This window comes from Streptomyces sp. R33 (genome assembly GCF_041200175.1).
Taxonomy (GTDB): domain Bacteria; phylum Actinomycetota; class Actinomycetes; order Streptomycetales; family Streptomycetaceae; genus Streptomyces; species Streptomyces katrae_B.
Genome location: NZ_CP165727.1, coordinates 5,860,835 through 5,886,075, shown reverse-complemented (window position 1 = coordinate 5,886,075; position 25,241 = coordinate 5,860,835). Strand labels below are relative to the sequence as shown.

Here is a 25,241-nt window from a genome sequence, read left to right as displayed (position 1 = left end):
ATGGGCGTGTTCAAGACCGCCATTTCGATCAGCGAGCTCCGGCAGCGCAACGAACAGACGCAGCAGCAGGCCGCGACGCAGAAGCAGCCAGAGCAGCCCAAGCCCGCGCCGAAGAAGGGATGATGGGCGGCATGACGACGCAGCAGGGCTCACACTTCTGGATCATGGTCATGATGATCCCTGGCGGCCGCGCTGGGTCGTACCAGGGCACGATCACCCCACGGCCCAGCGCAACACGGTTCGACATGTTCAACCAGGTTCGCGAGGAGATCAGGCAGCGCGCCCCGGAGACTGCCACTGGGGTCGTGGTCTCCTTCGACATCCAGCCCAACAAGCTGTGATTCAGCCACGCACGGGGGTGTTGTTCCAGCCATCCCGGGCGTAGCGTGAGCCATCGCTGATGGTGGGGCCACCCACTGAAGAGCCCCGCCCGTGCTCCGACACCGGCGGGGCTCTTCTGCACCCAGTTGCAAAACCGGCCACAGTGCCCCATCATGGGCCGCAGATCCGGCATGCCCGGACACCGAAGCCCCGCCAACGAGCGGGGCATTCGCATGTCACGGGTACGTCACTCCCCCCGCCACCGCGCCGCCCGGAGCCCACCATGGCCTGATGCACAGACACCACCTCGCCGCCGCGCTCGCCGCCGCCGCCCTGCTCACCCTCACCGGCTGCTCCAGCGACTCCAAGCCCGCCGCCGACAAGCCGGCCGACGCCCCCGCACCGGCCACCTCGCCCTCACCGCGCATCGACCCCGAACGCGCCGCCCTCGACAAGGCCGTGCGCGCCTACTCCGCGGCGTACTTCCAGCCCGACGGCAAGGCTGCATACGCGCTGCTCTCGAAGCGCTGCCAAACCAAGGCGGGCGACGAGGACGTGTTCGCCATCGTCGTCGACACCGCGGCCAAGGGGTACGGCAGGCAGGAACTCCAGACCCTCACTATCGACCAGCTCGCCGGCGACATGGCCCGAGTCAGCTACACCTACCTGGTGCCCAAGCTCAACCAGAGCCAGCAGCCCTGGACCCGCGAGGCCGGCGCCTGGCACTACGACGGCTGCTAACCCCACCAACCCCGCCGCCCGGCGGTCTCCCGCGGACGAGGGCCCGCGGTCGAGCCCCCGGGCGGCGGCATGTTCCCCCGGAGGTGACCCCATGGCCGCAGTCGGCGCCAACCAGAACACCGGCGGCCAGCTCACCCCCGAGGAACTCGACACCCTTCGGCGGTTGCACGGCGAGGGCCTCGGCCGCAACGAGATCGCGCGCCGCATGGACCGCGGGACTCGCACCATCAGCGTCTACGCCGCCCGCATGCACCTGTCGTTCGAGCGGTCCCAGACCGAAGAAGCCACGCGCGCCCGCAAAGCCGACCTGGAAGAGAAGAGGGTCATCCTCGCCGACGCCCTCACCGACGACGCGCTACGCCTCTCCGCGCAGGTCTGGGAGCCGACGAGGATCCACTCCTTCGGCGGCAAGGACCACACCTACAACTCCCGGGACATCGACGAACCGCTCGCCGCCGACAAGCGGGCCCTCATGGCCGCCGCCGCGACCGCCGCCGCACAGTCCGTCCGGCTGGTCCCGCCTGCCGAGGACTCCGGCGCAGCCGACGCCCGCTCGATGCTCGGCCGGCTGTTCAAGGGCCTCGCCGAAGTGGCCAAGGAGGCGGAGCCATACAGCGGCGAGGAGGCGGAAGGTGGAGATCCCGGATGACCTGCCGCTGTCCCGTAAGCAGCTCCTGTCCATCGTCCAGAGCACGGCCCGCATCAACTTGTGGGAGGGCTCGGTCCGCTCCGGGAAGACGATTGCCAGCCTGATCCGCTGGCTCTGCTACGTCGCAGACGCGCCGACCGGCGGTGAACTCGTCATGGTCGGCCGAACCCGCGACAGCCTGTACCGCAACATCATCGCCCCGCTCATGAACCCCGACCTGTTCGGCGAGCTGGCCCAGCAGGTCAAGTACACCAACGGCGCGGCCATCGCATACATTCTCGGCCGGGCCGTGCACGTCCTCGGCGCGAACGACGCCAAGGCCGAGCCGAAGATCCGCGGCATGACCTGCGCCGGCGGCTACGCCGACGAGCTGACCACCCTGCCGAAGCCCTTCTTCGACCAGCTCGTCGCCCGCTGCTCCGTCCCCGGCGCCCAGATCTTCGCCACCACCAACCCCGACAACCCGGGGCACTGGGTGAAGCGGGACTACCTCCGCCGCGCCGCCGAGACCCGGCTGCGGACGTGGCATTTCCGCCTTGATGACAACCCGTTCCTGGACCCGGCCTACGTCTCGGCCCTGAAGAGCACGTACACCGGCCTGTTCTACCGGCGGAACATCCTCGGCCACTGGGTCCAGGCCGAGGGCGCGATTTACGACAGCTTCGACGAGGCCCGCCACGTCGTCACCGACGTTCCGCACATCACCCGCTGGCTGTGCGACGCCATCGACTACGGCACCACCAACCCCTACTCCGACCTCCTGATCGGCCTCGGCACCGACAACCGCCTGTACGTGGTCTCCGAGTACCGGTGGGACTCCCGCGCCGAGCGCCGGAAGAAGACCGACGCGGAGTACAGCGCAGCCCGCCGGGCCTGGCTCCAGGGCGTACCGCACCCGCAGACCAACGTCCTCGGCGTCCGCCCCGAATGGACCGTCGTGGACCCCTCCGCCGCCTCGTACATCGAGCAGCTGCACCGCGACGGTGTCTCCGGCGTCACCCCGGCCGACAACGCTGTGCTGGACGGGATCCGCACGGTGGGCTCGCTGTTCGCTGGGGACCGGCTCCGGATCCACGCATCCGCGCGCGGCCTGATCGAGGAGATCCCGGGCTACTCCTGGGACGACGACAAGGCCGAGAAGGGCGAGGACGCCCCGATCAAGCTGGACGACCACTCCTGTGACGCGCTCCGCTACGGCGTCCGCACGACCGAGGCCCTGTGGCGGCCGCACATTCCGACCCTGCTGGAGGTGGCGTGATGGCTCTGCCCTCGGGTGGCCCGTGGCCGCCGGCCGAGCTCGACGCGGTACGCGACAAGACCGCAGTGTGGGACGCCTGGTACTGCGGCGACCCGGACGTCCTGTCCTCCATCTACGGCGGGCAGGTCGGCACCGACCCCGGCGGCACCGGGTTTTACGCCTCCGAACGGGGCGGGCTCCGCGGTCGCGTCGGTCGCGCGGTGTCCCGCTGGTTCTGGGGCTCGTCGACGCCTCCCGGCGAGCGCCGGTCCAAGCTGCACGTCCCGCTCGCCTCGGACATCGCCACCACCGGGTCAGCGCTGCTGTTCTCCGAGCCGCCCACCGTGAGCAGCGAGGACAAGGCCACGAACGACCGCCTCGACGACCTCGTCGACGACGGCCTGCACGGCACTCTCCTGGAGGCGGCCGAACTGGCCTGCGCGCTCGGCGGTGTGTACCTGCGGACCGTGTGGGACCGCACCCTGTACCCGGCGCCCTGGCTCGACGTGCACCCCGCCAGTCACGCCGTCCCCGAGTGGCAGTGGGGACGGCTGGCGGCGGTCACGTTCTGGCGGATCCTGGAGGCCGACGGCGACCACGTCGTCCGGCACCTGGAGCGGCATGAGCCCGGGTTCATCCTGCACGGCCTCTACCAGGGCACCCGCGACGAGCTCGGCGTACGCATCCCGCTGACCGACCAGCCGGCCACAGCCGGGCTGGCCGCCGTCCTGGGGCCGGACGGTGACGCGATCCCCACCGGGATCAAGCAGCTCACGGCCACCTACGTGCCGAACATGCGGCCCAACCGAATCTGGCGCGGCATCCCCGCCGCCGCTCACCTCGGCCGCCCGGACATCGCGGGCGCCGAGCCGCTGCTCGATGCGCTCGACGAGGTGTACTCGTCGTGGATGCGGGACGTCCACCTCGGCAAGGCCCGCATCATCGTGCCGAGGGCGTACCTGGAGTCGGCCGGCCCCGGCCAGGGCTCCACCTTCGACGCGGACCGCCAAATCTACTCCGACCTGAACCTGCTGCCCCGCTCCGGCGACTCCGCGATGATCACCCCGGTGCAGTTCGCGATCCGAGTGGCCGAGCACCGCGACACCGCGCAGGACCTGGTCGAGCAGATCCTCCGCACGGCCGGCTACAGCGCGCAGTCCTTCGGCGAGCAGGGCCAGACCGCGGTCACCGCGACCGAGGTCGTCGCCCGCGAGCGGCAGTCGTTCACGACCCGCAACCGGAAGATCGTGTACTGGCGGCCGGCGCTGGCCGAGGCCATCGAGACACTCCTGGCCATCGACAAGGCGGTGTTCGGCTCCACAGTGACCCCGCAGCGCCCCGAGATCGAGTTCGGAGACAGCGTCTCGGAGGACCCGCAGACCATCGCGACCACGGTGGAGCTGCTGCGCCGCGGCGAAGCGGCGTCCACCGAGACCCTGGTGCGCATGCAGCATCCGGACTGGGAGGACGCGCAGATCACCGCCGAGGCGGACAAGATCCTGGCGGAGTCCGGTCGGATGCTGTCCGACCCGGTGGCGACTGGCGCCGAAGGGCCAGGCGCGCCCGGATTTGGTGGTGGGGGGGCGGCCTGATGCCCGTCTCCCCCGCCATGGCCGAGGACCTCGCCGCAGCGATCACCATGCTGTACGAGGACGCCGAGCTGGCCCTGATCACCAAGCTCCGCGAAGCCCTCGCCGAGGGCATCGACAGCCCCCGCTGGGCCGAGATCAAGCTGAGGTCGATCGGGGACCTGCGGCAAGCTGTCGAGACGGTCGCGCGCGCACTTCAGCGTGACGCCAACGGGCGCGTCGCCGAGGCCCTCGCGACCGCCTACGGGCGGGGCCGACAGGCCGCGGTGGCCGAGCTCGGCGCGCTCGACATCGGCCGCGAACTCCATGCCCGCCGGGTCCTGCCCAATGCGCCGGCCGTGGACCGGCTGGCCGCGTCGTACGCCGACGACACCCGCCCGCTGTACCAGCGCATCACCCGCGCCGTCCTCGACGTCTTCCGGGGCGTCTCCTCCCGCGCCGCCGGAACGCAGCTGCTGACCGGCATCACCCGCCGCGAGGCCAGCCAGCGGGCCCTCGACGAGTTCGCACGCCGCGGAGTCACCGGGTTCGTCGACTCCGCCGGCCGACCCTGGGAGATGGCCGCCTACGCCGAGATGGCCGTCCGCTCCGTCACCGCGCGGGCCGCGATCGAGGGCCACATCGACGCCATGGCCGAAGTCGGCCAGGGGCTCGTCATCGTCTCGGATGCCCCGCTGGAGTGCCCGCTCTGCGCGCAGTGGGAGGGCGAAGTCCTGTCCCTGCAAGGCCCGCCCGGCCCCCGCACAGTGCGCACCGAGCACGCCGTCCAGCCGAGCGGACTGCGCGGCCTGCTCCGGCCCCCGGAGACCGTCGCCGTGCACATCGCGGGCAGCCTGCCGGAAGCGCGCGCGGCGGGCCTGTTCCACCCCAACTGCCGGCACTCCCTGTCCCTGTACCTGCCTGGCGTGACGACCCGGCCGCCGCACCACGCGACCCCGGGCACCAGCTACGCCGACACGCAGCGCCAGCGTGCCATCGAGCGGCACATCCGCCGCTGGAAGCGGGCGCAGGCCGCCGCGATAGACGACGTGGCCCGCCGCAAGGCCGCCGCGAAGGTCCGCGAGTGGCAGGCCGCCGCCCGGGCCCACGTCGCAGCGCACGAGCACATCGACCGCAAGTCGGCGCGCGAGCAGATCGGCCGCGCGCGCTGAACACCCCATGGCCCGCCCGGTGCGGGCCCCCACCGCCCCAGGAGGGCACCCCATGCGCATCCGCACCCTCGCCCGTACGCCCGCGCCCGGCTGGACGCACCCCTACGGCCGCACCCCTTTCTCCCCGGTCTTCTATGCCGACGGAGGGGACGGCGCCGGCTCCGGATCTGCCAGCGGCGGCGACGGCGGGACCGGTGACGGCGCCCCGGCCGGCGACGGAGGCGGAGGCACGCCGCCCGCCGGGGACCAGCCACGGATGTACGACGCCGCGTACGTCGACAACCTCCGCAAGGAGAACGCGTCCTGGCGGACCAAGCTCCGTGAGTCCGAGCAGGCCCAGGACGCCCGCTACACCGGCCTCCTCGACCAGCTGAAGGCCGCCGGTATCCAGCTCGGCGACAAGCCCGACGCGGACGCCCTCCAGGCCAGCTTGACCGCCGCGCAGACCGAGCGCCGCGACGCCCTCGTCCGCGCCGCCCTCTACGAGACCGCAGCCGAGCACGGCGCCAACCCCGCCGCGCTCCGCGACTCGATGTCCTTCCTCCAGTCCGTCAAGGACATCGACCCCACAGACTCCGCAGCCCTGGTGGCCGCGGCCAAGGCGGCCGTCGCCGCCAACCCGATCCTCTCCGCGACCCCGGCCGGACCGGCACGCGGTGGCGCTGACCTCTCCGGTGGAGGCGGCTCCGACCCTCGGCAGCTGACCGAGGACGACCTCTCCCGCATGACCGCCGAGCAGATCGTAGAAGCCCAGGACAAGGGGCTCCTGCGGAACCTGCTGGGCGGCTAACTCCCAAGGAGGGCCCCCGTGGCCATCGTTCGTTTCCGCCCGGAGATCTGGTCCGCCAGGCTCCTCGTGGCCCTGCGCAAGTCCCTGGTCTACGCAGGCCCCGGCATCGTGAACCGCGACTACGAAGGCGAGATCAGCGAGGCCGGAGATACGGTCCGCATCACCTCGATCTCCCGGCCGACGATCGGCACCTACGTGCCGAACTCGACCACCATCACCCCCGAAGAGCTGACCGACGCGCAGCGCACCCTGACCATCGACCAGGCGAAGTACTTCGCGTTCAAGGTCGATGACGTCGACGCCCGGCAGGCCCGCGGCAACGTCATGACCCAGGGCATGAGCGAGGCCGCCTACGCCCTCGCCGACGTCGTGGACCAGTACGTCGCCGGCCTTTACACGCAGGCACAGTCCGCGAACCAGCTCGGCACCGTCGCGGTCACGACCGCCAGCCCGACCTCGTTCTATGACAGCATCCTCGTACCGCTGAAGGTGAAGCTCGACGAGGCCAACGTGCCCGCCGCGGGCCGCTACTGCGTCATCCCGCCCTGGCTGCACGGCCGCGCGCTCCGCGACGACCGGTTCATCCGTGTCGACGCCTCCGGCACCAGCGAGGGCCTGCGCAACGGCATGGTCGGCCGCGCCGCTGGCTTCGACATCGTCGTCTCGAACAACGCCCCCAACCCCACCGGCGACGACTACGTCGTGCAGGCCGGCAACAGCACCGCGATCAGCTTCGCGGAGCAGATCAACAAGACCGAGGCCTACCGCCCGGAGAACAGTTTCTCCGACGCCATCAAGGGCCTGACCCTGTACGGCGCCAAGGTCGTCCGCCCCGACGCCATCGCCACCGCGCTGGCCTCGCAGACCTGATCGGAGAACTGACCATGGCACGCACCGCTGTCGCGTACAGCACCCTCGTCTCCAACTCCAACCTCTCCGACCCGGCCGGCACGGCCGTATCGTCGGGCGCCGGCAACGGCGGGCAGGTGTCCGCAGCCCGGCCGGAGCTGACCCTTCTGCGTCTGTCCAACGCGTCCGGCGGCTCCGGCACGGCCACCGTGCTCGCGGGCACGCAGCCGCTGGCCATCGCGTCCGGCCAGGGCAACCTGGCTGTGACCGTCGCCAACAGCGGCACGCAGTGGATCGGCCCGTTCGAGTCCGGCCGGTTCCTCCAGTCCGACGGGTCCCTGATCGTCGAGACGTCCGTCGCGATGACCATGACCGCGTTCCGAGTGCCGAGGAACACCTGACATGGCCGAGACGATCCACATTCTCGGGGAGGGCGGCGGGATCCACGCGATGGACCTGCCGCTCCCCGAGGGCATCGCGGAGCGGCTGGCCAAGGGCCACCTGCGCCGCGTCAACGAAGACGGCAGCCCGTACGAGGAGGGCGGCCCGGAAACGGTCGCCCCTCCGGTCGAGCAGCCGCCCCAGTCCGCAGCCAAGGCCCTGTGGGTGGGCTGGGCCATCGCGAACGGCGCCGATGCCGACGAGGCCGAGGCCATGACCAAGCAGGACCTGATCGACGCCTACGGAGGTGAGTCCTGATGGCTCTGACCAGCACGATCGGCGTCACAGTCGATGGGATCTACACCAAGACCGCCGACCTCTCGACCGCGGCGGACAACCTGTCCAAGCGGTACGGCGCGTATCTCGCGTCGGGGACCGGCGCCGGCAAGGCCGACCTCAGGTTCGCCGACACCCGTACGCTCGCCGCGTCCGCGACGGAGGATATCGACCTTGCGGGCAGCCTCGTGGACATCTACGGGGCGACGCTGACGTTCGCGAAGATCAAGGCGATCGTCATCTCGGCGGCCGCGGCGAACACCAACAACGTAGTGGTCGGGGCGGGTACGAACCCGTGGATCACGGCGCTCAACGCGACCGGGACCATCACGCTCCGCCCGGGCGCCGGCCTGGCGCTGTTCGCGGGCGCGGCGGACGCCACGACGTATGCGGTCACTGCGGGCACCGGCGACATCCTGAAGATCGCCAACAGCGCGGGCAGCACGTCGGTGACGTACGACATCGTGATCATCGGCTCCAGCGCGTAGGAGGTGGCCACGTGGCCCGCATCTACGCCACCGCCGACCAGTACGAGACGTACACCGGCGCCACCGCCCCGCCCGACATCGACTACCGGCTCGCCCGGGCCTCGCAGTTCCTCGACGCGCAGGTGTTCCGGCTGTGCGCGTACACCGTGTCCGACGCCGGGCTCCCCACCGACACGGTGGTTGCCGCGGCGTTCGCTGACGCGGTGTGCGCGCAGGCTCAATGGGGCATCGAGGTCGGCGACATCACCGGGGCGGCCGGCGTCGGATACGGCTCCGTACAGATCGGCTCGGTCACCCTGAGCCGGTCCGTGACCGCGGTGTCCGGCGACGACTCCCCGGCCCGGCAGATCGCCCCCGCAGTGTGGGACGCGCTCCGGGCCCCGGACCTCACCCCGGACCGCATCCAGATCGGGGCGGTGGCCTGGTGAGCACGATTCCGGGCTGGCTGCTCCGGCACACGGTCACCATCGAGGCGTACATCGGGGACTCCGCCTACAGCCCGCTGTACGCGGCCCCGGTCACCGCGCGGGCCTTCGTCGAGGAGAAGGTACGCACAGTCCGGAACCGGGACGGCGAGGAGGTCGTGTCCAGCACGACCGTCTACCTGCTCCCCACCCAGGACTGCCCTCCTGAAAGCAGGGTGACGACCCACACCGGCCGGACGGCATCCGTCATCACCTCCGCACTGCATGACGGCGGCGGGCTGCCGACCCCGGACCACCGGGAGGTGACCCTCACGTGAGCCAGTACGTACGGATGCGGTGGGAGGGCGGCCGCCTCGGCGCCACCACCCGCGGTCGCGCGGCAGCGGAGGAGGGCCTCCAAAAAGCTCTGGAGCACCTCCTCGCCGAGTCCCGCAAGCTGGTCCCGCTCGATGAGGGGACGCTCGAACGGTCCGGGAGGGTCGTCCGGGCCGGGATGAACGGCTTCGTGACCTACGACACGGTGTACGCCCGCCGGCAGCATGAAGAGCTGACCTGGAAGCACAAGCCGGGCCGGAGCGCGAAGTACCTGGAGATCCCCTACAACCGGGACAAGGACATCATGCTCGCGCTGATGGCGGTGTCCCTGCGGAGGTGGCTGCGTGGCTGACCTCCTTGACGGCCTCGCCCGGTATCTGGCCGGGCAGGGCCTCGGCGTGTACGACCCGACCGGAACCGCCGGCGACCTGTTCCTCGAGGCTCTGCCGTCCACCCCGGACGTCTGCGTCGTCCTGACGATTTACGACGACGGCGCCGAGGCCGACAGTCAGATCGGCTACGACGACGTCCCGGTGCAGGTGCGGGTCCGCGGCACCACTGACCCGCGGGTGTCGCGGCAGCGCTGCGAGGCGATCCGCTCCGAGCTGCACGGCCTCGGCGAGACCACCCTCCCCGACGGCACCTATCTGCTGCTCGCGCGCGCGAATGCCGCTGTCGCGAGCATCGGCACCGACGAGAACCGGCGCCACGAGCACGTCTGCAACCTGCGGATGCAGGTCCGCAGCGTGACCGCGCACCGCGTCTGACCCACCCCACCCTTTCAGCCCGCCGGCGCTGCCGAGCGGGCTCCTCGCCATGCCCGGAGGAGAACGCCATGGCAGTGCAGAAGTACAACGCGCGCGACGTGCGCTTCCAGATCGAGGACTACACCGCGCCCGGAACGTGGGTCGACATCGCGATCGGCGGCATCAATACCTTCACCAAGTCGGAGGAGGAGGAGACCACCGATACGACCACGTTCGGCAGCGCAGGCAACGCCGAGAGCTACAAGATGCAGATCGGCAAGACCTTGACGATCGAGGGGTTCCGGCTGCGGGACCCGGTCAGCTTCGCCCTCGACCCTGGTCAGACGATCGTCGAGGGGATGAACGAGCGCCTCGGCCCCGACTCGCTGACCGGGTTCCGGTACGCCCACGTCACCGACACCACGTGGGTGGTGTGGACGCAGGCCCGTGTTTCGCTCGGTGACCAGGGCGGCGGCAACAACGACGAGGTCAGCTGGTCGGCGACCTTCACCCGCTCCGGCGCGTCCACCACGGCGGTCAAGTCGTGACGGCTCCCCGCGCCGGCAAGGCGCAGTCCTGGGAGGACTTCAAGCGGACCGTTCGCGGCCGCCGCATGGAGACCATCGCCGGTGTCGAAGTGCCCGTCCCTACCGACCCCCCGCTCCTATTCGAGGAGATGGCCGCCAACCTCAGCGAGGAGTCGGAAGAGGCCGACTTCGCGGAGGTGGTCGACCTCCTGTTCGGGCAGGGCGTGTTCGCCCAGTGGAAGGCCAACGGTATGGGCGCCGTCGACCTGATGACTGCCCTTACCTGGGGTGTCGCGCAGTCCCACGGGCGGGACATGTCGTTCTCGGAGGCGTACGAGGTCGTCACCAGCGACGACCCGGGAAAAGCGCTGGCCCCGCCCGCGAACCGAGCCGCGCGGAGGCAGCGGTCCGCCGCTTCTGGTGGGCCGTCGAAGCCGACTTCGCGCGCGAGTACGGGCTCGGCCCGCAAGACCTCGCGCTGATCGGCCACCGCCGCTTCTGGAACCTCCTCGCTGGCCTGAGCGGCGAGGCCATCTTCCGGAAAGTGGCGGGCGACGAGCTCACCATCATCGACGACCCCGACGAGATCCGGGCCGCCCTCCACCGCTGACCACAAAGGGGGCACCCCGCCATGGCTATGACCATTGGTGAGCTCGTCGCGGTGATCCGCGCCGACGAATCGGACCTGACGCGCGGCTTGGCCAGGGCGCAGCTCCAGACCGAGGGGTTCGCGGTTGACGCGGGCGGCCGGCTGCGTGACCTGGCTGGTCGGTTCGTGACCGGGTCCGCGGTGATGAACCGGGCTCTGTCCTCGACGGCCGAGGCTGTCGAGGAGGTCGCCGAGGAGACGACCGAGACCGCGGCGGTTGTCGAGGTCGAGACCCGCACCATGGCGATGCGTTTCCGGGCGCTGGCCCGGGCCGCAGACGACATGAGCGACAGCCTCGGCGCGCGGCTCGGCCGGGCCGTGACCAACCTCCGCAGCCTGAACATCGACACCGACCGGCTCGGCTCGATGGCGGGCCGGATCGGCGGCGTCGCCATGGGGTTTGCGAAGGTCGGCGCCGCGATCGGCGCGGCGGTACCGCTGGCGGCCGGTCTGGCGGCCACGGTGGCGCAGATCGCCCCGGCGGCCGGTGTCGCAGCGACGGGCATCTTTGCGGTGGTCCTGGCCACGCAGGCTCTCAAGCTGGGCATGAAGGGTGTCGGCGACGCGATCGGCGCGGCGATGGACCCGTCCGACCCGGAGAAGTTCGCCGAGTCGATCAAGGGCCTCGCGCCCTCCGCGCAGGCCTTCGCGAAGGAAGTCCGGACGCTCCAGCCGCAGTTCAAGGCGATGCAGCAGGGCATCCAGCAGAACCTGTTCGCAGGCTTCGACGGAATCCTGAAGGAAATGGGCACTAGTACCCTGCCCGTCCTCAAGAACGGACTGCTCAACACGTCCGGCGCCCTGAATCTGATGGGCAAGAACATCGGCAACACGGCCATCGGGATGAGCAAGTCGGGGGTGCTCGGCCAGGCCATTTCTGGCGCGAACACTGGCTTGTACAACTTGGCGCGGATCCCGAGTCAGATCGTGCTCGGCCTCACGCAGGTAGGCGCGGCGGCGGCACCCGCGTTCGGTCGGCTCACCGCGGCAGCGGGCGCCGGCGCAGACAAGCTCTCGGAAAAGCTCTCAAAGGCCTTCGAGTCGGGTGGCATGGAGCGGGCGATCGATCACGCGATTGCGCTGATCAAGCAGCTCGGGAGCATCCTCGGCAACGTCGGCAGCATCATCAAGTCGGTGTTCGGTGCGGCGGAGGCGTCCGGCGGCGGGTTCCTGGGGACCCTCCAGAAGATCACGGGCTCCCTGGCAACCGCGTTCGCGCGGCCGGAGGTTCAGGCCGGGCTGCGAGCCATTTTTCAGACCATGTCCGTGCTGGCCAGCACCGTAGGCCCGCTGCTCGTCACCGCGCTACAGGCCGTCGCGCCCGTCTTCACCGCGCTCGGCACTCCTGTGCAACATCTGATCTCTGCCCTCGGCGCCGGGCTACAGCCGATCATCAAGGCCCTCGGCCCGGTGCTGACGCTCGCCGCGGTCGCGGTCGGCGCCTTGATCGACGCGGTGGCCCCACTGCTCCCGATCATCGGGAACCTGATCGCGCAGCTCCTTCCCGTGCTGTCACCGCTCCTGGTCCTGGTAGCGAGCGTCTTCCGACAGCTCGCCCCCCTGGTAGCCCAGGTGGCCGCTGCCCTGGCATCCGCCCTTACGCCGATCCTCGCAGCACTGCTGCCCGTGATTCAGCCGATCGTGGACGCGCTCGGCACGCTGGTACAGGCCGTGCTACCTGTCCTGATCGCGCTGACGGCCGCGGTCACGCCCATCTTCACGCAGCTGGCGGGTACGCTCGCGCAGCTGCTGGTGGCGCTGGCACCGGTTATCGCGCAGCTGATCCTGCTGGCCGCGGACGTCCTGGTCCGGCTCACGCCGATGCTGATCACCACGGCGCAGCTCGTAGGCAAGTTGGCCTCCGTCCTGGGCGGCGAACTCGCGCTCGTCGTGCAGAGCGTCGTCGTCCCCGCGCTGCGGGCGGTGGCCGCGCTCCTTGCTGGCGACTTCAGCGGGGCGTGGGCGGCCGCGAAGACGATGGTGGCCGGTGCGGTCGCGTACTTCGTGCGGCTGCTCGTCGAGCTGCCGGGGAAGGCTGGGGCTGCGCTTGCCGGTCTGGCGGGTGTCCTGTGGGGGCGGATCGTCGAGGCCGGAAATCAGATGATCTCCGGCGCGAAGGACCGGATCGGCGTGCTGATCGGGCACATCCGGTCCATCCGCGACATGGCCCGCGACGCGCTCGGCTCCCTCGGTTCGGTGCTGTGGTCGGCGGGCGCGAGCCTGATCGGGGGCCTGATCGACGGCGTCAAGTCGAAGATCAGCTCCCTGAAGTCCACCTTGGGCGGGATCACGTCCAGCCTGCCCGACTGGAAGGGCCCGGCACCGGTCGACGCACGGATCCTGCGGCCCTCCGGCCGCCTGATCATGCAGGGCCTCCAGCAGGGCATCACCGACGGCACCCGAGCCCTGCAACAGCAACTCGGCGGGCTCACCGGCTCGCTGCCGGGAATGGCACTCGGCTCGATGGGCGCGGGCGGCATGGGGTACGGCGCGGGACCCACGCGGGTCATCGTGCAGCTCGAAGGGCCGCACGAAATCAAGAGGCTGATCAGGGACATTGTGGCCGTCGATGGCGCCGGCAGCGTTCAGCGCGCATTCGGATAAGGGGGATACATGACGGTGCCCGATGCTCGGGTCGAGCTGAAGATCGGCGGGGTGTGGACCGACGCCACTAACGTCCTGTCCCAGAAGGACGCACTCCGCTACGCGTGGGGGCGGCGCGCGGAGGGGTCCCGCACGGACCCCGCCGCCGCGGCGATAGTCCTGCGGGACCCCGACGGCATCTACTCCGGCCGCAACCCCCGCAGCCCGTACTACGGGCAACTCGGCCGCAACACCCCCGTGCGGATCTCGCACGGGGGCGCGTCCGTTGCCCTCGTGATCCCTCCCGACGTGCAGGGCCGGGCCACCACGACCGACACGGCCGCCCTGGACATCACTGGCGACATCGACGTCCGCGCCGACCTCACCCCCTCCCAGTGGGGCGGTATCACCGAGCTTGGTGCGTGGGAGGTGATGGGCAAGTACGGCGGCATCAGCCAGGTTTCATGGGGGCTTTTCGTCCTCGATGACGGGCAGGTGTCGCTGCGCTGGTCCGCCGACGGCATCGCGGTCCTCTCCAGGTCCTCGACGCTGCCCGTCCCCTTCGCACCGGGCCAGCGCGGCGCCATCCGCGCCACCCTCGACGTGAACAACGGAGCAGCGGGCCACACGGTTGTCTTCTACACCTCGGACACTCTCTCGGGAACGTGGACGCAGCTCGGCGACCCGGTGGTCACCGCTGGCACCACGTCCATCTTCAACTCGACGGCATCGCTCGAGGTCGGCGATATCTCCGCCCTCGGCTTCGCCGACATCAGCCGCGAGATCCACGCCATCGAGGTCCGCAACGGCATCGCAGGCAGCGCGGTTGCCAACCCCAACTTTGCGGCGCAGGCCAGCGGGACCACCAGCTTCGCCGATGCCGCGGGCCGCACCTGGTCCCTGGCGGGCGGTGTCCAGATCACCAGCCGCCGCACCCGCGCGGTCCTTGAGGCCTCCTCATGGGTGCCTCGCTGGGGCGCGAGCGGCGTGGACGTGACCACCCCGGTCACAGCGGCCGGTGTGCTGCGTCGTCTCGGGCGGGGCGCCAAGCCTCTCGCGAGCGCGCTGCGCCGCCGGCTGCCGACGGGTGACCCGATCGCGTACTGGCCGCTGGAGGACGGGCGCGACGCCACGCAGGGCGCCAGCCCGATTGCTGGGTGCCCGCCGCTGCGGGTCGCCGGCTTCTCCTTCGGGCAGGACGCCTCTTGTCCCGGCTCGGCCGCCCTGCCGACCGTCAGTGCCGGTGCGACGATGCAGGCCCGCGTGCCGAGCGCCACCACCAGTTCCGGCTGGACGATCTCGATGGTGTACCAGCTGGACACGGCGCCGGCTGTGGTGGCTGCTGCCGGTTTCTTGGCGTTCACGGCGACGGGGACGGCCGCACACGGCATCGTGGTGGGCTTCACCAGCCCCAACGTGATCGTGGACTTCTACGATCCGCTGGGCAACCTGCTCACGAGCACCAGCTTCAGCAATGCGGGTCTGATCGGGCCGGACCGGTGGATTCGCATGGATTTCACCGCAGAATACATTGGCCCCCACACGAATTTCACGGCTGTTTTCGTGGCCACGGACGGCTCCCAGCAGGCCCTTTCAACGACGGCGCTGGCCGGTACGCCAGGCATCGTTGAGGACGTCGCGTCGGTGATCGGCGTCGGCTTGTCCGACATGGCGATCGGGCACCTGACCGTCTTCGATACCCCGGCTGTCAGCATCTGGGACGGCTCCGAGTCGGGCTACGACAGCGAGACCGCCGGGGCCCGGCTGGTCCGTCTCGGCGACGAGGAGGGCGTACCGGTCGCGGTCGCCGACTCTGTGGGTACCGATACGGCCATGGGTCCGCAGCGGCCCGCGACGCTCCTCGACCTCGTTGGCGCCTGCGAGGCCGCCGACGGGGGGATCCTGTACGAGGACCGTGAGCGAGCGGGGCTGGTGTACCGCACCCGCAGTACCCTCTGCAACCAGACTCCCCGGGTCACGATCCCGTACGCGCAGCTTGCGCCGCCTCTGGAGCCGACCGATGACGACAAGCTGATCCGCAACGACCGGACGGTGTCCAGGGACCGCGGGTCATCGGCACGGGCAGTCCTCACGACCGGTGCCCTGTCAACAGCCTTGCCGCCGGACGGTGTCGGGGTGTACGACGACTCGCAGACCCTCACCGTGCACTCAGACGACCAGCTTCCGGACATCGCGTCCTGGCTGCTGCACCTAGGCACGTGGGACGAGGCCAGGTATCCGAAAGTGCGGATCTACCTGCACAAGTACCCGGCTTTGATCCCTGCGGTGTGCTCGCTTCGGCCGGGCGACGTCATTCGGATTACGGGGCTGCCGGACTGGCTGCCGCCGGGGCCGTTGGACCTGATGGTTGAGGGCGCGGAGGAGGAGTGGAAAACCTTCGAGTGGACAATCGATCTGTCCTGCTCGCCAGCGGGCATGTGGTCGGTGGGCGTCCTCGATGACGCGACGCTGGGCCGTCTGGACACGGACGGGTCGCAGCTGGCGTCAGGGGTCACGTCGACGGCGACAAGCCTGTCGGTGACGACGACTGCGGGCCAGATCTGGACGACGGATTCCGCGGACCGGCCCTTCGATATTCGGGTCGGCGGCGAGGTCATGACCGTCACCAATGTCGTCGGCGCCTCGTCGCCGCAGACGTTCACGGTCACTCGCAGCGTCAACGGCATCGTCAAGGCTCACTCGTCGGGTGCGTCCGTCGCCCTGGCTACCCCGACCATCCTCGCCCTGTAAGGAGCCCCAGCACCATGGCCTACCCGACGTTCTATGCAGGGCAGCGGCTGACTGCGTCCCTGATGGCCTCCACGCTGCCGCTGACGGTCATCAAGGCGGCCGACGAGAGCATTACCAGCAGCACCACCATTCAGGACGACAACCACCTCACGCTGGCTGTCGCGGCGAATGCCACGTACCTGCTGGAGGGGACGCTTTTCTACGACGGTGCTTTCAACGCGGGCCATTTGAAGGCGACGTTTTCCCTCCCGGCAGGCGCCACGATCTTTTGGGCGATCAATGCCCCTGCGACTGGCGGTACGGCCGCGTACGCGTCCGACGCGAACACCACCGGGAACTTGGTGGCGGGTACGTACGGTACGGGCGGCGCGAAGACGACCGCGTCGATTCTCGGCACGGTCACGACGGCCGGCACCGCGGGGAATCTGCTGCTGCGGTGGGCGCAGAACGCCTCGAATGCCACGGCTACGACGATCTACGCGAAGTCGTGGCTGCGGCTCCTGCGAACCGCCTGACCTGCCCGCTTCCCTCGCCCCGCGCCTGCTGGCCGGGGCCTTTTTGATGCCCTGGAGGTGTCATGGCGTGGTACCCCGGAGCGATCCGGATGGAGCTCCAGCCCGAGTCGGACAATCAGCCCGCGATCATCCCGACGCAGCTCATCTACCACTCGATCGCGGCGCCGTGGACGCCGAAGAGAACGTACGAGTACTGGCGCGACAGCACCAACTTGGAGAGCCACTTCGGTCTCGGCTATGACGGCAGTCTCGCGCAGTTCATCGGCACGCAAACCCGGGCTGACGCCAACTACCGGGCGAACCTGCGGCCCGACGGCACCGGCGCGATCTCGCTGGAGTCCGCGTCGAACGACGACCACAGCGACCCGTGGACCGGCGAGCAGGTCGAAACGATGATCGAGCTCGGCGTGTGGGCGCACCGCACGCATGGCATCCCGCTGCGCGTCTGTCGGACCGCTGACGATCCGGGGTTCGGTTATCACGCGCTGCATGCCGCGTGGGCGGTCAGCGGGACCGCATGCCCGGGCGCGGCACGCATCCAGCAGTTCAAGAAAGTGATCTTCCCGGGCATCGTCGCCCGGGCCACCGGCCAGTCCCAGGAGGACGACATGCCCACCCCCGCAGACCTGTGGTCCTACCAGCTCGAAATCCCGGACGGCCGCAAGGTCTCCGCGGCCGACGTCCTGGCCTGGACCGACAACCGGCACAACGTGACCTTCAAGGAGCTGGGGGCGATCAAGGCCCAGCTCGCCGAGCTGACCGCCGCCGTGAAGGCCCTCGCCCCCGCGCCCGCGCCCGCGCCCGCCAAGACCACCACCAAGGAGGCCTGACATGGCCACACCGTTCGAACTCCCCAACGCGCAGACCGTCGTCAAGACCGTCGGCACGTACGGCCGTGACCTCGTCGAGCGCGTCCTGTCGACGTTCCTCCAGGCGTTCATTGCCGGTGTGGTGGTGACGCAGCCGCTGGACCTGGGCATGTGGCACGCCGCGTTGATGGGCGGTGTCGGCGCCGCGCTGGCCCTCGTGAAGGGCCTCGTGGCCCGCTGGCGGGACGTGACCAACTCGGCCTCCCTGGCCAAGGGCGTCTGATGACGGCCCCCGACCCTGGCGTCTACATCTCGCCCGCTCAGATGTATCAGGAGGTGAGGGGGCTGTCAGAGACCGTTTCCCGCATCGAGACCAAGCTCGACGGGATCCTCGACGACGCGAAAGACCTCCGGAAGGACTTCTCCGACCACGAGACCCGGATCCGGACGCTGGAGCGCTCCCGCTGGCCCCTGCCCACCATCGGCGTCCTCGCCGGCGTGGGCGGGGCCGTGACCGGGGCGCTCGCCCTGCTGGCCCGGTAGGAGGACCGCCATGCCCCGACGTACCGTCACCGGGCGCGTAGACGATCTGTTCACCGATGCTGCGGCCGCCGGCGTCACCGTCACGCTGTCCGCGATGCCCCGCCGCTGGACCGACGAGGCCGGGGACCGGGTGCTGACGGCCCCGGACCATCCGGTGACCGTGGTGGACGGCTCGTGGTCCGCTTCGCTCCTCCCTACGGATGAGCCTGGGATCGAACCGACGACGGGCCGCTACTACCGGCTGACGGAGTCGGTCAACGGGGTGCCGGTCCGGCGCCGCACCTTCGAGGTACCCACCGGTGACCTGTCCCCGGTCGACATCACGGACTTGGTCGTCGCGGATCCGGCGCTGCCGGGCTACGTCCGCGGCGCGACGGGGGCAACTGGCCCGGCCGGCCCCGCGGGAGCGACCGGCGCAACGGGCGCCACCGGTCCAGCCGGGGCGACGGGTCCAGCTGGAGATACCGGCGCGACCGGCGCCACGGGGCCGACAGGGGCCACGGGCGCAACCGGCCCGCAGGGCGCGATGGGCGCGTCCGGGACAGTCGTCACGGTGGCGCAGGCCCGGATCACGGATGGCGCGGTCGCTGACCTGACGTCGTCTACTCCGTGGATCATCGCCACGACGAGCGTGGGGACGCCGCTCCAGTGCTCCATCGCGGCGGCCGCCGGGGACCGCATCCGGGTCCACCTCAGCATGATGTACGTGGGCGGCCACTTCCTCGACCTGGCGCTCCTCACCGGGGCGGGCGCGATCTCCGAGTATGGGGCGTCCGGCACGGGCACACCGCTGGCCGAGGGCGCCCCGGAGTTCTACCCATCCGTGAGCTTCTCGAAGGCTGCGAGCGCGGGCATGTTCACGGTCGGCTCCGGCCACATCAGCGGCGGCATGGCTACGGTGGCGCTCGTCCACTCCGGGACCAGCTCGGGCAAGGTGTACGCGAACAGCGTCTACCCCTTCCGGATGCTGCTGGAGAACCTCGGCCCCGTCGGCGGGTCGGCGGCCGGTTCGTGGCTGCCGCGCCCGTCCGAACAGGGCCTGATCACGTGGACGGGCGACCCGAACGACGCGGGGCACGTGACCGCGCAGTCGTCCGCTGGTGTCGCGGGCCGGATCACACTGGTGAAGATCCCGATTCGCGAGCAGGTCACCATCTCGAACATCTGGCTCGGGCTGTCCGGGATCGACGCGGGCGCGAGTCTCTCGAACTGCTACCTCGGCCTGTACGACGCCGCCGGCAACCGGGTGGGTGTCACGGCGGACATCTCCTCGTCGCTGATGACCGGCGCGACCGCCAAGGCCCTACCGCTGGTGACTCCGGTCGTCGCGGCGCCCGGCCAGTACTTCATTGCGATGCTGCTCGGCGCCGCCTCGACATGGACGACGAACAGCCTCACGTTCAAGGCGACCGGGGCCGGGATCTCCGTGAACGCCAACCTGAGCGCCCCCAACCTGCGGTACAGCACGATCGGCACCGCTCAGACGTCGCTACCTGCGAGCCTCACCCTGGCCAGCCAGGGGACGAGCACCATCAACACGGGCTGGGGCTCGCAGTGGTACGCCCTGTCCTGACCCCGGCAGCACAACGCCCCCTCTCTGGCCTACGGGCCGGGGAGGGGGCGCTTTCGTGCGTCCGTGGCAGGCGTTCCTTGACCGCTACGCGCGTCACAGGCAACCATGACCAGTGGACCAGTCCACTAGTCATGGGGTTTTCGATGGCCTTGCCCAAGTACGACCAGATCGCAACCGACCTCCGAGGCCGCATCGTCCGCGGCGAACTCGAGCCCGGAGCCACGCTCCCATCCGAGCGCGAGCTCACCGAGCGCTGGGCCGTATCCCGTTCCACCGTGGTGAAGGCGCTCGATGTGCTGCGCCAGGAAGGCCTCGTGGAGACGCGTCAGGGCACCGGATCCACCGTCCGCGAGCGAGTCCAGCTCGCCCGGACCGCCGGCGAGCGCTACGCGACCGCGCTGGCCACCGGGCACATCTACACGGCCGGTGAGCACGCCGAGATCGTTGCCGCCGAGAGCGTCCCGGCCCCCGAGGACGTCGCCGCGGGGCTCGGCATCAGCGTGGGCGATCAGGTGGTGCGCCGCGACCGGGTGACGTACGAGGGTGAGCGGCCCGTCGCCATGTCGAGCAGCTGGTTCACGGCCGAGGTTGCGGAGCAGGCGCCGCGGCTGCTGGCGCGGGAGCGCGTACGGGAGGGGACGACTCGGTACGTCGAGATGCAGACCGGTCGGGCGCCTCACACGGGCCGGGACTGGTGGACGGCGCGTCTCGCCACGGACGCGGAGTTGGAGCAGTTGCGACTGGAGGGCCCGGCCGCCGTGTCCGAGGTGCGGCATGTCGCCTACGACGCTGACGGGCTGCCGTTGGCGTACGAGGTGGGCGTGAATCCGTCGGGCCGCTGGGCGCGCACCGAGGAGTACTCGATGGGTGCATGACTGGACGTCATCGAGGTTGGCCCCCGGCTGAGTTGGTCGGGGGCCTTTTCGTGCCCTCTACTTGACTTGACTGGTCCACCGGTGGACCATTCCAGTACGCCCCGTTGAGGGGGTGCCACCGTATGTCACCACGGTAGGGGAGCCTCGGCATGGAAGTTCGCGAGCACGGCCCTGGCCTGGGCTTCAACCACGTGCCTCACTGGCTGCTCCGCAAGCAGGTCCGTGACATCGCGTCCGGCTCCGAGGGCGTGCTGATGGCCGTGGTCTACGAGAACGTGGCGGTCACGCACTGGGTGCACCTGGCGTACATCCGCCTCCCCTCTGGCCGTGAGATCTCGACGGCCGTCGACAACATCGAGGCCGTCTGATGACCGGCGCAGGGATCCCGCGCCTGCCAGTCCCGCCGGACTCCTGCGCCGAGTGCGCCCGGCACGTGTCCGCCCGCTTCCAGGCCCAGGTGGACCGTGACCGGGCGCGCATTACCGCTCTGAACGTCCTGATCATGCGGCACCACCCCGAGCTGCGGGCCCGACGGTGAGCGCCCGTGCCCGTCAGGTCGTGTACTGGGTCATCCTCGCCGCGGCCGGCGTGATCCTCGTCGTGGGTGTCTCGTGCACCTGAAACGACCCGCTCGTGTGGGCCATTCGAGTGCACGCGCACCCCCGAACGGCCCTGGACCGCGTACCCTGCGCCCGAGATGACCACCGAATTCGCAGACGAGGCCCGCACCCGTGTTGCCCGCCTCCTACGCATGGCGGCCACCGCCGACGAACGCCTACGGGCCCGAATCGTCGAGTACGCCGCCAGTACGCCCGACCCGCCCCCGTACGGCCCGGACGGCATCCGCACCACGGGGTGCCCGCGGTGCGCCCAAACCATGTGGATGCAGCGTGACGTTTGGGTCTGCTCCTCCTGCGGCCACGTGAGGGATGACCGAGTGACCTGCCACCGCTGCGGTACGCCGATGTATCAGCTCGACGGCTACCCGGAGAAGTGGTGGTGTCGCTGCGGGGCCTGGCGCCTCGATAGCGAGTCGCTGGTGGACATCAAGGCCCGTGAGGTGGAGACCGATCGCGTCATGGCCATGCTCGACGCGGTGATCGAGGGGCGGGGCGCCGAGGATCAGCGCCACATCGACCGTCAGACAACCGAGCAGATGGAGGCCGACATGGGCCAGACGATTCAGACCAAGGGTTGTAACACCTGCGGCGGCACGATGTACCGCACCGTCGATGTCGATGAGAACCAGCAGCCGATCGGCATGGGCCCGTACGTGTGCAACAACTGCGGAGCCATGGAGGGCTAGCAGCCCGGCAGCCCCGGCCGGGTTCCTTCCGGTCGGGGCTATTCCCTGACCAGGTCCGCGAGGGGTACGCCGATCGCGTCGGCGATCAGGATGAGCGTGTCGAGGAGCGGTGAGGCCTGGCCCTGCTCGATGCGGACGTAGTTCGGCCGTTCCATGCCGACCCGTAACGCCACCGCTTCTTGCGTCAGGTTGCGTGCGAGGCGGGTGGCTCGGATCTGTTCGCCGATGCGCCGCCGGCGGGCAAGAACGTGATCGGGGGCGTCGGGGCGGGGCACCCGTCAACGCTGTCGTGATCATGAACCAATGTATGTATCGTGCACGACACATTGTGTGATCTTGAAGCGTTGGGGCATGTGCACTACGACCCCCGCGAGCTCGCCCCCGCGCCCCGCGCGACCCGGGCGAGCGAGGCGACCGGCCCGGTGTCCGTACATCCGCCGGGCCGGTCCGTCCTCGTGTCTGCTTTCGGTCAAGCCGACCCGCCCTGCCGCCGTATCGGGGCGGGGCGGTTTACCGTGTACGGAAGAACCCCCCGGCGTAACGCGCCGGGGGGTTCTCTGCCTAAGGGACGAGCCTCCCCGCCCGCACTCCTCAGGATGTCGAGCGGCGTACATCTGGCGCGCGGTGGGAGTCACGCCGGCCCCGCTCGTACTGCACTGTAACCCGATGATCTGCCAGTTGTGACCCCCCGAATGGGTGATGACATGGACCAGGTTCGGTGGCGATGTGGCGTCGATGTGGCGTCCGGCACGGCAACGGCCCCTCAGTCGAACGCGACTGAGGGGCCGTCTAGCAGGCCTGACCTGCTATTTCCTACTGGTGGGCGTGGACGGTTTCGAACCGCCGACATCTGCTTTGTAAGAGCAGCGCTCTACCCCTGAGCTACACACCCGTGGATGAGTGGACAGCCTACATGGCAGGCGCACCCCCCACGCAAACCCGCATCCGTGGGAGAGAATGGACCGGGGCATGGCGGAGGCGGTACGGGAGAGGGATTGTGACGACGGCATCCCGGCGGTGGTTCGGCGGGCGGGACGAGAGTCGGCGGGCGGATGCGCAGGCGGCGAAAGATGCCGCCGCGGCCGCGTTCTACGAGCTGGACACCGCGCAGCGGGATCTGCGGATCTCCATGGAGACCATCGCGGCGGCCGACGGGTCGCCCGCGGCGCGGCAGGCCGGGGAGGGGTTCGCCGCGCTCGGGCAGCGCATCGACCAGGTCAGCCACGTGTACATCGAGGCCGTCGATGCGCACGACCTCGACCGCGCCGACCTGGAGGGGTCCGTCGCCGCGCGGGCGCGGGAGCAGTTGACCCGGGCGCGGGACGAGCTCGTACGGGTCAAGGGCGAGCTCGACCGGTTCGCGCAGGGGCTGCAGCCGCTGCTGGACAAGGCCGAGACGCAGCTGGCGCGGGTGGCGCCCGCCCGGGAGCGGGCCCGGGCGGCGCTGCTCGCGGCGAGCACGGCGCTGGACGACGTACGCGGCAAGGGGATGCGGGCCGACGAGTTCGCGGCGCGGCTGGCCGCGCTCGGGCCGGAGCTGACCCTGCTGAACCAGGGCGCAGCGCAGCACGGGGTGCAGGAGACCGTGCAGCGCGCGGACCGGATCCTGCGTGACGCGGAGGCGATACGGGCCGAGGTGGCACGGCTCCCGGAGCGGGCGGCGGAGATCGACCGGCGGCTGGTGAGCCTGCGGACCCGGGCGCAGGCGCTGCGCAATCGGGCGGACCGGGTGGATCCGGTGCTCAGTGAGCTGCGCCGGCGGTTCAGCGCGGCGTGCTGGCAGGACCTGCAGCAGGTGCCGGACCAGGCCGTACGGGACGTCGCGCGGGCCGAGGAGCAGCTGAAGGAGGCCGCTCGGGCGCGGGAGGAGCAGCGCTGGGCGGACGTCGGGGCGCTGGTCGAGTCGGTCCGCGGTGCGCTGGATGCGACCGACGAGGCGGTGTCGGCCGCGCAGGACCGGCTGTCGCGGCTGGAGGCGGTGGCCCGGGACCCGCAGGCGGAGGTGCAGCGGACCCGGTTCGCGATCCGGGATGCGCAGCGGCTGGCGATGGAGGGCCGCAGTGTGCCCGATCCGCGGCATGCGCGGCCGCTGGACGAGGCGGTGGCCCGGATGGAGCGGGCGCTCACCGGGCTGGAGGAGCGGCATCCCGACTACTGGCATTTCCTTCAGGAGATGGAGCAGGTGCGGGGAGACGTGGGCCGGGTCGTCTCCGACATCCGCGGGCGGCGCGGGAGCGGCTGAGGCCGCGCTTGTCGCGGAGGGGGCATCGGCGGATGCTGGGAGGTGGCTGGAACAGAGCCCTAGGAGGGCGTGATGGCTGCCCATACCTCGCATTCCTCGCACACCTCTCGTGCGCCGGACACGGCCCGCGCGAGCGCACCCCGCGCGAGCGCATCCCCCGCGACCGGGCCGCATGCGACCGCGCCGCACGCGGCCTACGGGTGTCACGAGCCCCATGAGCATTACGCGCCGTACGTGGCCCATGCGCCGATCGAGCTCCCCGCACCGCACGTCCCCTACCTGGTGCGGCGCATCGCGCATCCCGTCAATGCCCGGCTGGACGAGCACCTGCCCTCCGACCACAAGCTGAGCAAGGTGTACCGGGTGGGCGCGGGCCTGACGGGTCTGCTGCTGGTCGCTTTCGGGATCCTCGGGCTCATCGACCAGATCGGGTTCTTCGACACCGGCGGCGACCGGGTGCTCGCGCTGAACACCAACGGCGCGCTGAGCGTCCTGTCGATCTGCATCGGGCTGCTGCTCTTCGTCGGGATGGTGATCGGCGGGAACTTCGCCTCGACCCTCAACATCGTGCTGGGGCTGGCCTTCATCGCCAGCGGGTTCGTGAACCTGGCCCTGCTGGACACCGGCCTGAACTTCCTGGCCTTCAAGATCCAGAACGTGCTGTTCAGCTTCGTCGTCGGCGTGATGCTGATGTGGTTCGGGATGTACGGGCGGGTGGGCAGCGCCCTCCCGCACGACAATCCGTACTGGCGCGCCCGCAATCCCCAGCAGGCCGCACGCGAGGACCGGGCCCGCGCCGCCGCCCTTCACGGGCTCTGAGGCTGTGGCGGGGCCGTCCCGCTCTGTAGCC

General features: G+C 70.3%; 32 protein-coding genes and 1 tRNA gene. 31 read left to right on the top strand and 2 right to left on the bottom strand.

Features of this window, described 5'->3' with window-relative positions; genetic code table 11:
- The 29 genes from AB5J51_RS27025 (at nucleotide 1) to AB5J51_RS26885 (ending at nucleotide 22,149) form a co-directional block, all read left to right on the top strand.
- Nucleotides 1-123 (top strand): hypothetical protein, encoded by a 123-nt coding sequence (locus AB5J51_RS27025; RefSeq protein WP_369778848.1) that lies wholly within the window; start codon nucleotides 1-3, stop codon nucleotides 121-123.
- An 8-nt stretch (nucleotides 124-131) separates the two neighbouring features.
- Nucleotides 132-341, top strand: coding sequence for a hypothetical protein (locus AB5J51_RS27020; RefSeq protein WP_369778847.1), 210 nt, complete (start codon nucleotides 132-134; stop codon nucleotides 339-341).
- A gap of 271 nt (nucleotides 342-612) precedes the next feature.
- A complete protein-coding gene (locus AB5J51_RS27015; protein WP_369778846.1) occupies nucleotides 613-1,062 on the top strand; it encodes a hypothetical protein in 450 nt (149 codons plus the stop codon).
- Between the two features lie 91 nt (nucleotides 1,063-1,153).
- Nucleotides 1,154-1,711 carry a hypothetical protein gene (locus AB5J51_RS27010; protein WP_369778845.1) on the top strand — a complete coding sequence of 186 codons (558 nt, stop codon included), beginning with the start codon at nucleotides 1,154-1,156 and terminating at the stop codon, nucleotides 1,709-1,711.
- Entirely contained in the window at nucleotides 1,701-2,969 is a 1,269-nt protein-coding gene (locus AB5J51_RS27005; RefSeq protein ID WP_369780321.1) for a PBSX family phage terminase large subunit, read from the top strand. The genes AB5J51_RS27010 and AB5J51_RS27005 overlap by 11 nt, the downstream gene beginning before the upstream one ends.
- The gene (locus AB5J51_RS27000) at nucleotides 2,969-4,540 is read left to right on the top strand and encodes a phage portal protein (RefSeq protein ID WP_369778844.1); all 1,572 of its coding nucleotides are present in this window, start codon (nucleotides 2,969-2,971) and stop codon (nucleotides 4,538-4,540) included. Before AB5J51_RS27005 ends, AB5J51_RS27000 begins: the two co-directional genes overlap by 1 nt.
- The gene (locus AB5J51_RS26995) at nucleotides 4,540-5,688 is read left to right on the top strand and encodes a phage minor capsid protein (RefSeq protein WP_369778843.1); all 1,149 of its coding nucleotides are present in this window, start codon (nucleotides 4,540-4,542) and stop codon (nucleotides 5,686-5,688) included. Before AB5J51_RS27000 ends, AB5J51_RS26995 begins: the two co-directional genes overlap by 1 nt.
- 52 nt (nucleotides 5,689-5,740) lie before the next feature.
- On the top strand, nucleotides 5,741-6,478 hold the full coding sequence (locus AB5J51_RS26990; RefSeq protein ID WP_369778842.1) for a hypothetical protein: 738 nt from the start codon (nucleotides 5,741-5,743) through the stop codon (nucleotides 6,476-6,478).
- Nucleotides 6,479-6,496: 18 nt separating this feature from the next.
- Complete coding sequence (locus tag AB5J51_RS26985) at nucleotides 6,497-7,348, top strand: P22 coat protein - protein 5 domain protein (protein WP_369778841.1); 852 nt, start codon at nucleotides 6,497-6,499, stop codon at nucleotides 7,346-7,348.
- Between the two features lie 14 nt (nucleotides 7,349-7,362).
- Complete coding sequence (locus AB5J51_RS26980) at nucleotides 7,363-7,728, top strand: hypothetical protein (RefSeq protein ID WP_369778840.1); 366 nt, start codon at nucleotides 7,363-7,365, stop codon at nucleotides 7,726-7,728.
- Nucleotide 7,729: 1 nt separating this feature from the next.
- Nucleotides 7,730-8,026: a hypothetical protein gene (locus AB5J51_RS26975; RefSeq protein ID WP_369778839.1), complete on the top strand. Its 297-nt coding sequence runs from the start codon at nucleotides 7,730-7,732 to the stop codon at nucleotides 8,024-8,026.
- On the top strand, nucleotides 8,026-8,532 hold the full coding sequence (locus tag AB5J51_RS26970) for a hypothetical protein (RefSeq protein ID WP_369778838.1): 507 nt from the start codon (nucleotides 8,026-8,028) through the stop codon (nucleotides 8,530-8,532). The genes AB5J51_RS26975 and AB5J51_RS26970 overlap by 1 nt, the downstream gene beginning before the upstream one ends.
- An 11-nt stretch (nucleotides 8,533-8,543) precedes the next feature.
- Nucleotides 8,544-8,960: a hypothetical protein gene (locus tag AB5J51_RS26965; RefSeq protein ID WP_369778837.1), complete on the top strand. Its 417-nt coding sequence runs from the start codon at nucleotides 8,544-8,546 to the stop codon at nucleotides 8,958-8,960.
- Nucleotides 8,957-9,274, top strand: coding sequence for a hypothetical protein (locus AB5J51_RS26960; protein ID WP_369778836.1), 318 nt, complete (start codon nucleotides 8,957-8,959; stop codon nucleotides 9,272-9,274). The genes AB5J51_RS26965 and AB5J51_RS26960 overlap by 4 nt, the downstream gene beginning before the upstream one ends.
- On the top strand, nucleotides 9,271-9,624 hold the full coding sequence (locus tag AB5J51_RS26955) for a hypothetical protein (RefSeq protein ID WP_369778835.1): 354 nt from the start codon (nucleotides 9,271-9,273) through the stop codon (nucleotides 9,622-9,624). The genes AB5J51_RS26960 and AB5J51_RS26955 overlap by 4 nt, the downstream gene beginning before the upstream one ends.
- Entirely contained in the window at nucleotides 9,617-10,039 is a 423-nt protein-coding gene (locus tag AB5J51_RS26950) for a minor capsid protein (protein ID WP_369778834.1), read from the top strand. The genes AB5J51_RS26955 and AB5J51_RS26950 overlap by 8 nt, the downstream gene beginning before the upstream one ends.
- Before the next feature lie 68 nt (nucleotides 10,040-10,107).
- On the top strand, nucleotides 10,108-10,566 hold the full coding sequence (locus tag AB5J51_RS26945) for a phage tail tube protein (protein WP_369778833.1): 459 nt from the start codon (nucleotides 10,108-10,110) through the stop codon (nucleotides 10,564-10,566).
- Nucleotides 10,563-11,027 (top strand): hypothetical protein, encoded by a 465-nt coding sequence (locus AB5J51_RS26940; RefSeq protein WP_369778832.1) that lies wholly within the window; start codon nucleotides 10,563-10,565, stop codon nucleotides 11,025-11,027. The genes AB5J51_RS26945 and AB5J51_RS26940 overlap by 4 nt, the downstream gene beginning before the upstream one ends.
- 149 nt (nucleotides 11,028-11,176) lie before the next feature.
- Entirely contained in the window at nucleotides 11,177-13,798 is a 2,622-nt protein-coding gene (locus tag AB5J51_RS26935) for a hypothetical protein (protein ID WP_369778831.1), read from the top strand.
- A gap of 51 nt (nucleotides 13,799-13,849) precedes the next feature.
- Nucleotides 13,850-16,528 (top strand): hypothetical protein, encoded by a 2,679-nt coding sequence (locus AB5J51_RS26930; RefSeq protein WP_369778830.1) that lies wholly within the window; start codon nucleotides 13,850-13,852, stop codon nucleotides 16,526-16,528.
- A gap of 14 nt (nucleotides 16,529-16,542) precedes the next feature.
- A complete protein-coding gene (locus AB5J51_RS26925; protein WP_369778829.1) occupies nucleotides 16,543-17,043 on the top strand; it encodes a hypothetical protein in 501 nt (166 codons plus the stop codon).
- A gap of 62 nt (nucleotides 17,044-17,105) precedes the next feature.
- Entirely contained in the window at nucleotides 17,106-17,873 is a 768-nt protein-coding gene (locus AB5J51_RS26920) for an N-acetylmuramoyl-L-alanine amidase (protein WP_369778828.1), read from the top strand.
- Between the two features lies 1 nt (nucleotide 17,874).
- Nucleotides 17,875-18,135: a hypothetical protein gene (locus tag AB5J51_RS26915; protein ID WP_369778827.1), complete on the top strand. Its 261-nt coding sequence runs from the start codon at nucleotides 17,875-17,877 to the stop codon at nucleotides 18,133-18,135.
- Nucleotides 18,136-18,188: 53 nt separating this feature from the next.
- Nucleotides 18,189-18,395: a hypothetical protein gene (locus AB5J51_RS26910; RefSeq protein WP_369778826.1), complete on the top strand. Its 207-nt coding sequence runs from the start codon at nucleotides 18,189-18,191 to the stop codon at nucleotides 18,393-18,395.
- Between the two features lie 10 nt (nucleotides 18,396-18,405).
- Nucleotides 18,406-19,968, top strand: a complete 1,563-nt coding sequence (locus AB5J51_RS26905) for a hypothetical protein (protein ID WP_369778825.1) — start codon at nucleotides 18,406-18,408, stop codon at nucleotides 19,966-19,968.
- Nucleotides 19,969-20,111: 143 nt separating this feature from the next.
- Nucleotides 20,112-20,843, top strand: coding sequence for a GntR family transcriptional regulator (locus tag AB5J51_RS26900; protein ID WP_369778824.1), 732 nt, complete (start codon nucleotides 20,112-20,114; stop codon nucleotides 20,841-20,843).
- Nucleotides 20,844-20,992: 149 nt separating this feature from the next.
- Nucleotides 20,993-21,211: a hypothetical protein gene (locus tag AB5J51_RS26895; protein ID WP_369778823.1), complete on the top strand. Its 219-nt coding sequence runs from the start codon at nucleotides 20,993-20,995 to the stop codon at nucleotides 21,209-21,211.
- A complete protein-coding gene (locus AB5J51_RS26890) occupies nucleotides 21,211-21,381 on the top strand; it encodes a hypothetical protein (RefSeq protein WP_369778822.1) in 171 nt (56 codons plus the stop codon). The genes AB5J51_RS26895 and AB5J51_RS26890 overlap by 1 nt, the downstream gene beginning before the upstream one ends.
- Nucleotides 21,382-21,540: 159 nt before the next feature.
- Nucleotides 21,541-22,149, top strand: coding sequence for a hypothetical protein (locus AB5J51_RS26885; RefSeq protein WP_369778821.1), 609 nt, complete (start codon nucleotides 21,541-21,543; stop codon nucleotides 22,147-22,149).
- Nucleotides 22,150-22,187: 38 nt separating this feature from the next.
- Here the strand turns inward: AB5J51_RS26885 and AB5J51_RS26880 are convergent, their stop codons facing one another.
- Complete coding sequence (locus AB5J51_RS26880; protein ID WP_369778820.1) at nucleotides 22,188-22,424, bottom strand: helix-turn-helix domain-containing protein; 237 nt, start codon at nucleotides 22,422-22,424, stop codon at nucleotides 22,188-22,190.
- A gap of 542 nt (nucleotides 22,425-22,966) precedes the next feature.
- Nucleotides 22,967-23,041 (bottom strand) — tRNA-Val (locus tag AB5J51_RS26875).
- A gap of 105 nt (nucleotides 23,042-23,146) precedes the next feature.
- Here AB5J51_RS26875 and AB5J51_RS26870 point away from each other — a divergent pair.
- Nucleotides 23,147-24,391 carry a hypothetical protein gene (locus AB5J51_RS26870; RefSeq protein WP_369778819.1) on the top strand — a complete coding sequence of 415 codons (1,245 nt, stop codon included), beginning with the start codon at nucleotides 23,147-23,149 and terminating at the stop codon, nucleotides 24,389-24,391.
- Between the two features lie 279 nt (nucleotides 24,392-24,670).
- Nucleotides 24,671-25,210, top strand: a complete 540-nt coding sequence (locus AB5J51_RS26865; protein WP_053785369.1) for a DUF4383 domain-containing protein — start codon at nucleotides 24,671-24,673, stop codon at nucleotides 25,208-25,210.
- Nucleotides 25,211-25,241 lie beyond the last annotated feature (31 nt).

What these genes read in the sequence shown, in the direction of transcription:
- AB5J51_RS26990 (WP_369778842.1), top strand. Translation starts at nt 5,741, where the DNA reads ATGCGCATCCGCACCCTCGCCCGTACGCCCGCGCCCGGCTGGACGCAC.
- AB5J51_RS27015 (WP_369778846.1), top strand. Translation starts at nt 613, where the DNA reads ATGCACAGACACCACCTCGCCGCCGCGCTCGCCGCCGCCGCCCTGCTC.
- AB5J51_RS27000 (WP_369778844.1), top strand. Translation starts at nt 2,969, where the DNA reads ATGGCTCTGCCCTCGGGTGGCCCGTGGCCGCCGGCCGAGCTCGACGCG.
- AB5J51_RS26995 (WP_369778843.1), top strand. Translation starts at nt 4,540, where the DNA reads ATGCCCGTCTCCCCCGCCATGGCCGAGGACCTCGCCGCAGCGATCACC.
- AB5J51_RS26945 (WP_369778833.1), top strand. Translation starts at nt 10,108, where the DNA reads ATGGCAGTGCAGAAGTACAACGCGCGCGACGTGCGCTTCCAGATCGAG.
- AB5J51_RS26925 (WP_369778829.1), top strand. Translation starts at nt 16,543, where the DNA reads ATGGCCTACCCGACGTTCTATGCAGGGCAGCGGCTGACTGCGTCCCTG.
- AB5J51_RS26890 (WP_369778822.1), top strand. Translation starts at nt 21,211, where the DNA reads ATGACCGGCGCAGGGATCCCGCGCCTGCCAGTCCCGCCGGACTCCTGC.
- AB5J51_RS26915 (WP_369778827.1), top strand. Translation starts at nt 17,875, where the DNA reads ATGGCCACACCGTTCGAACTCCCCAACGCGCAGACCGTCGTCAAGACC.
- AB5J51_RS27010 (WP_369778845.1), top strand. Translation starts at nt 1,154, where the DNA reads ATGGCCGCAGTCGGCGCCAACCAGAACACCGGCGGCCAGCTCACCCCC.
- AB5J51_RS26975 (WP_369778839.1), top strand. Translation starts at nt 7,730, where the DNA reads ATGGCCGAGACGATCCACATTCTCGGGGAGGGCGGCGGGATCCACGCG.
- AB5J51_RS26895 (WP_369778823.1), top strand. Translation starts at nt 20,993, where the DNA reads ATGGAAGTTCGCGAGCACGGCCCTGGCCTGGGCTTCAACCACGTGCCT.
- AB5J51_RS27025 (WP_369778848.1), top strand. Translation starts at nt 1, where the DNA reads ATGGGCGTGTTCAAGACCGCCATTTCGATCAGCGAGCTCCGGCAGCGC.
- AB5J51_RS26900 (WP_369778824.1), top strand. Translation starts at nt 20,112, where the DNA reads ATGGCCTTGCCCAAGTACGACCAGATCGCAACCGACCTCCGAGGCCGC.
- AB5J51_RS26935 (WP_369778831.1), top strand. Translation starts at nt 11,177, where the DNA reads ATGGCTATGACCATTGGTGAGCTCGTCGCGGTGATCCGCGCCGACGAA.
- AB5J51_RS26970 (WP_369778838.1), top strand. Translation starts at nt 8,026, where the DNA reads ATGGCTCTGACCAGCACGATCGGCGTCACAGTCGATGGGATCTACACC.
- AB5J51_RS26920 (WP_369778828.1), top strand. Translation starts at nt 17,106, where the DNA reads ATGGCGTGGTACCCCGGAGCGATCCGGATGGAGCTCCAGCCCGAGTCG.
- AB5J51_RS26980 (WP_369778840.1), top strand. Translation starts at nt 7,363, where the DNA reads ATGGCACGCACCGCTGTCGCGTACAGCACCCTCGTCTCCAACTCCAAC.
- AB5J51_RS26885 (WP_369778821.1), top strand. Translation starts at nt 21,541, where the DNA reads ATGACCACCGAATTCGCAGACGAGGCCCGCACCCGTGTTGCCCGCCTC.
- AB5J51_RS27020 (WP_369778847.1), top strand. Translation starts at nt 132, where the DNA reads ATGACGACGCAGCAGGGCTCACACTTCTGGATCATGGTCATGATGATC.
- AB5J51_RS26905 (WP_369778825.1), top strand. Translation starts at nt 18,406, where the DNA reads ATGCCCCGACGTACCGTCACCGGGCGCGTAGACGATCTGTTCACCGAT.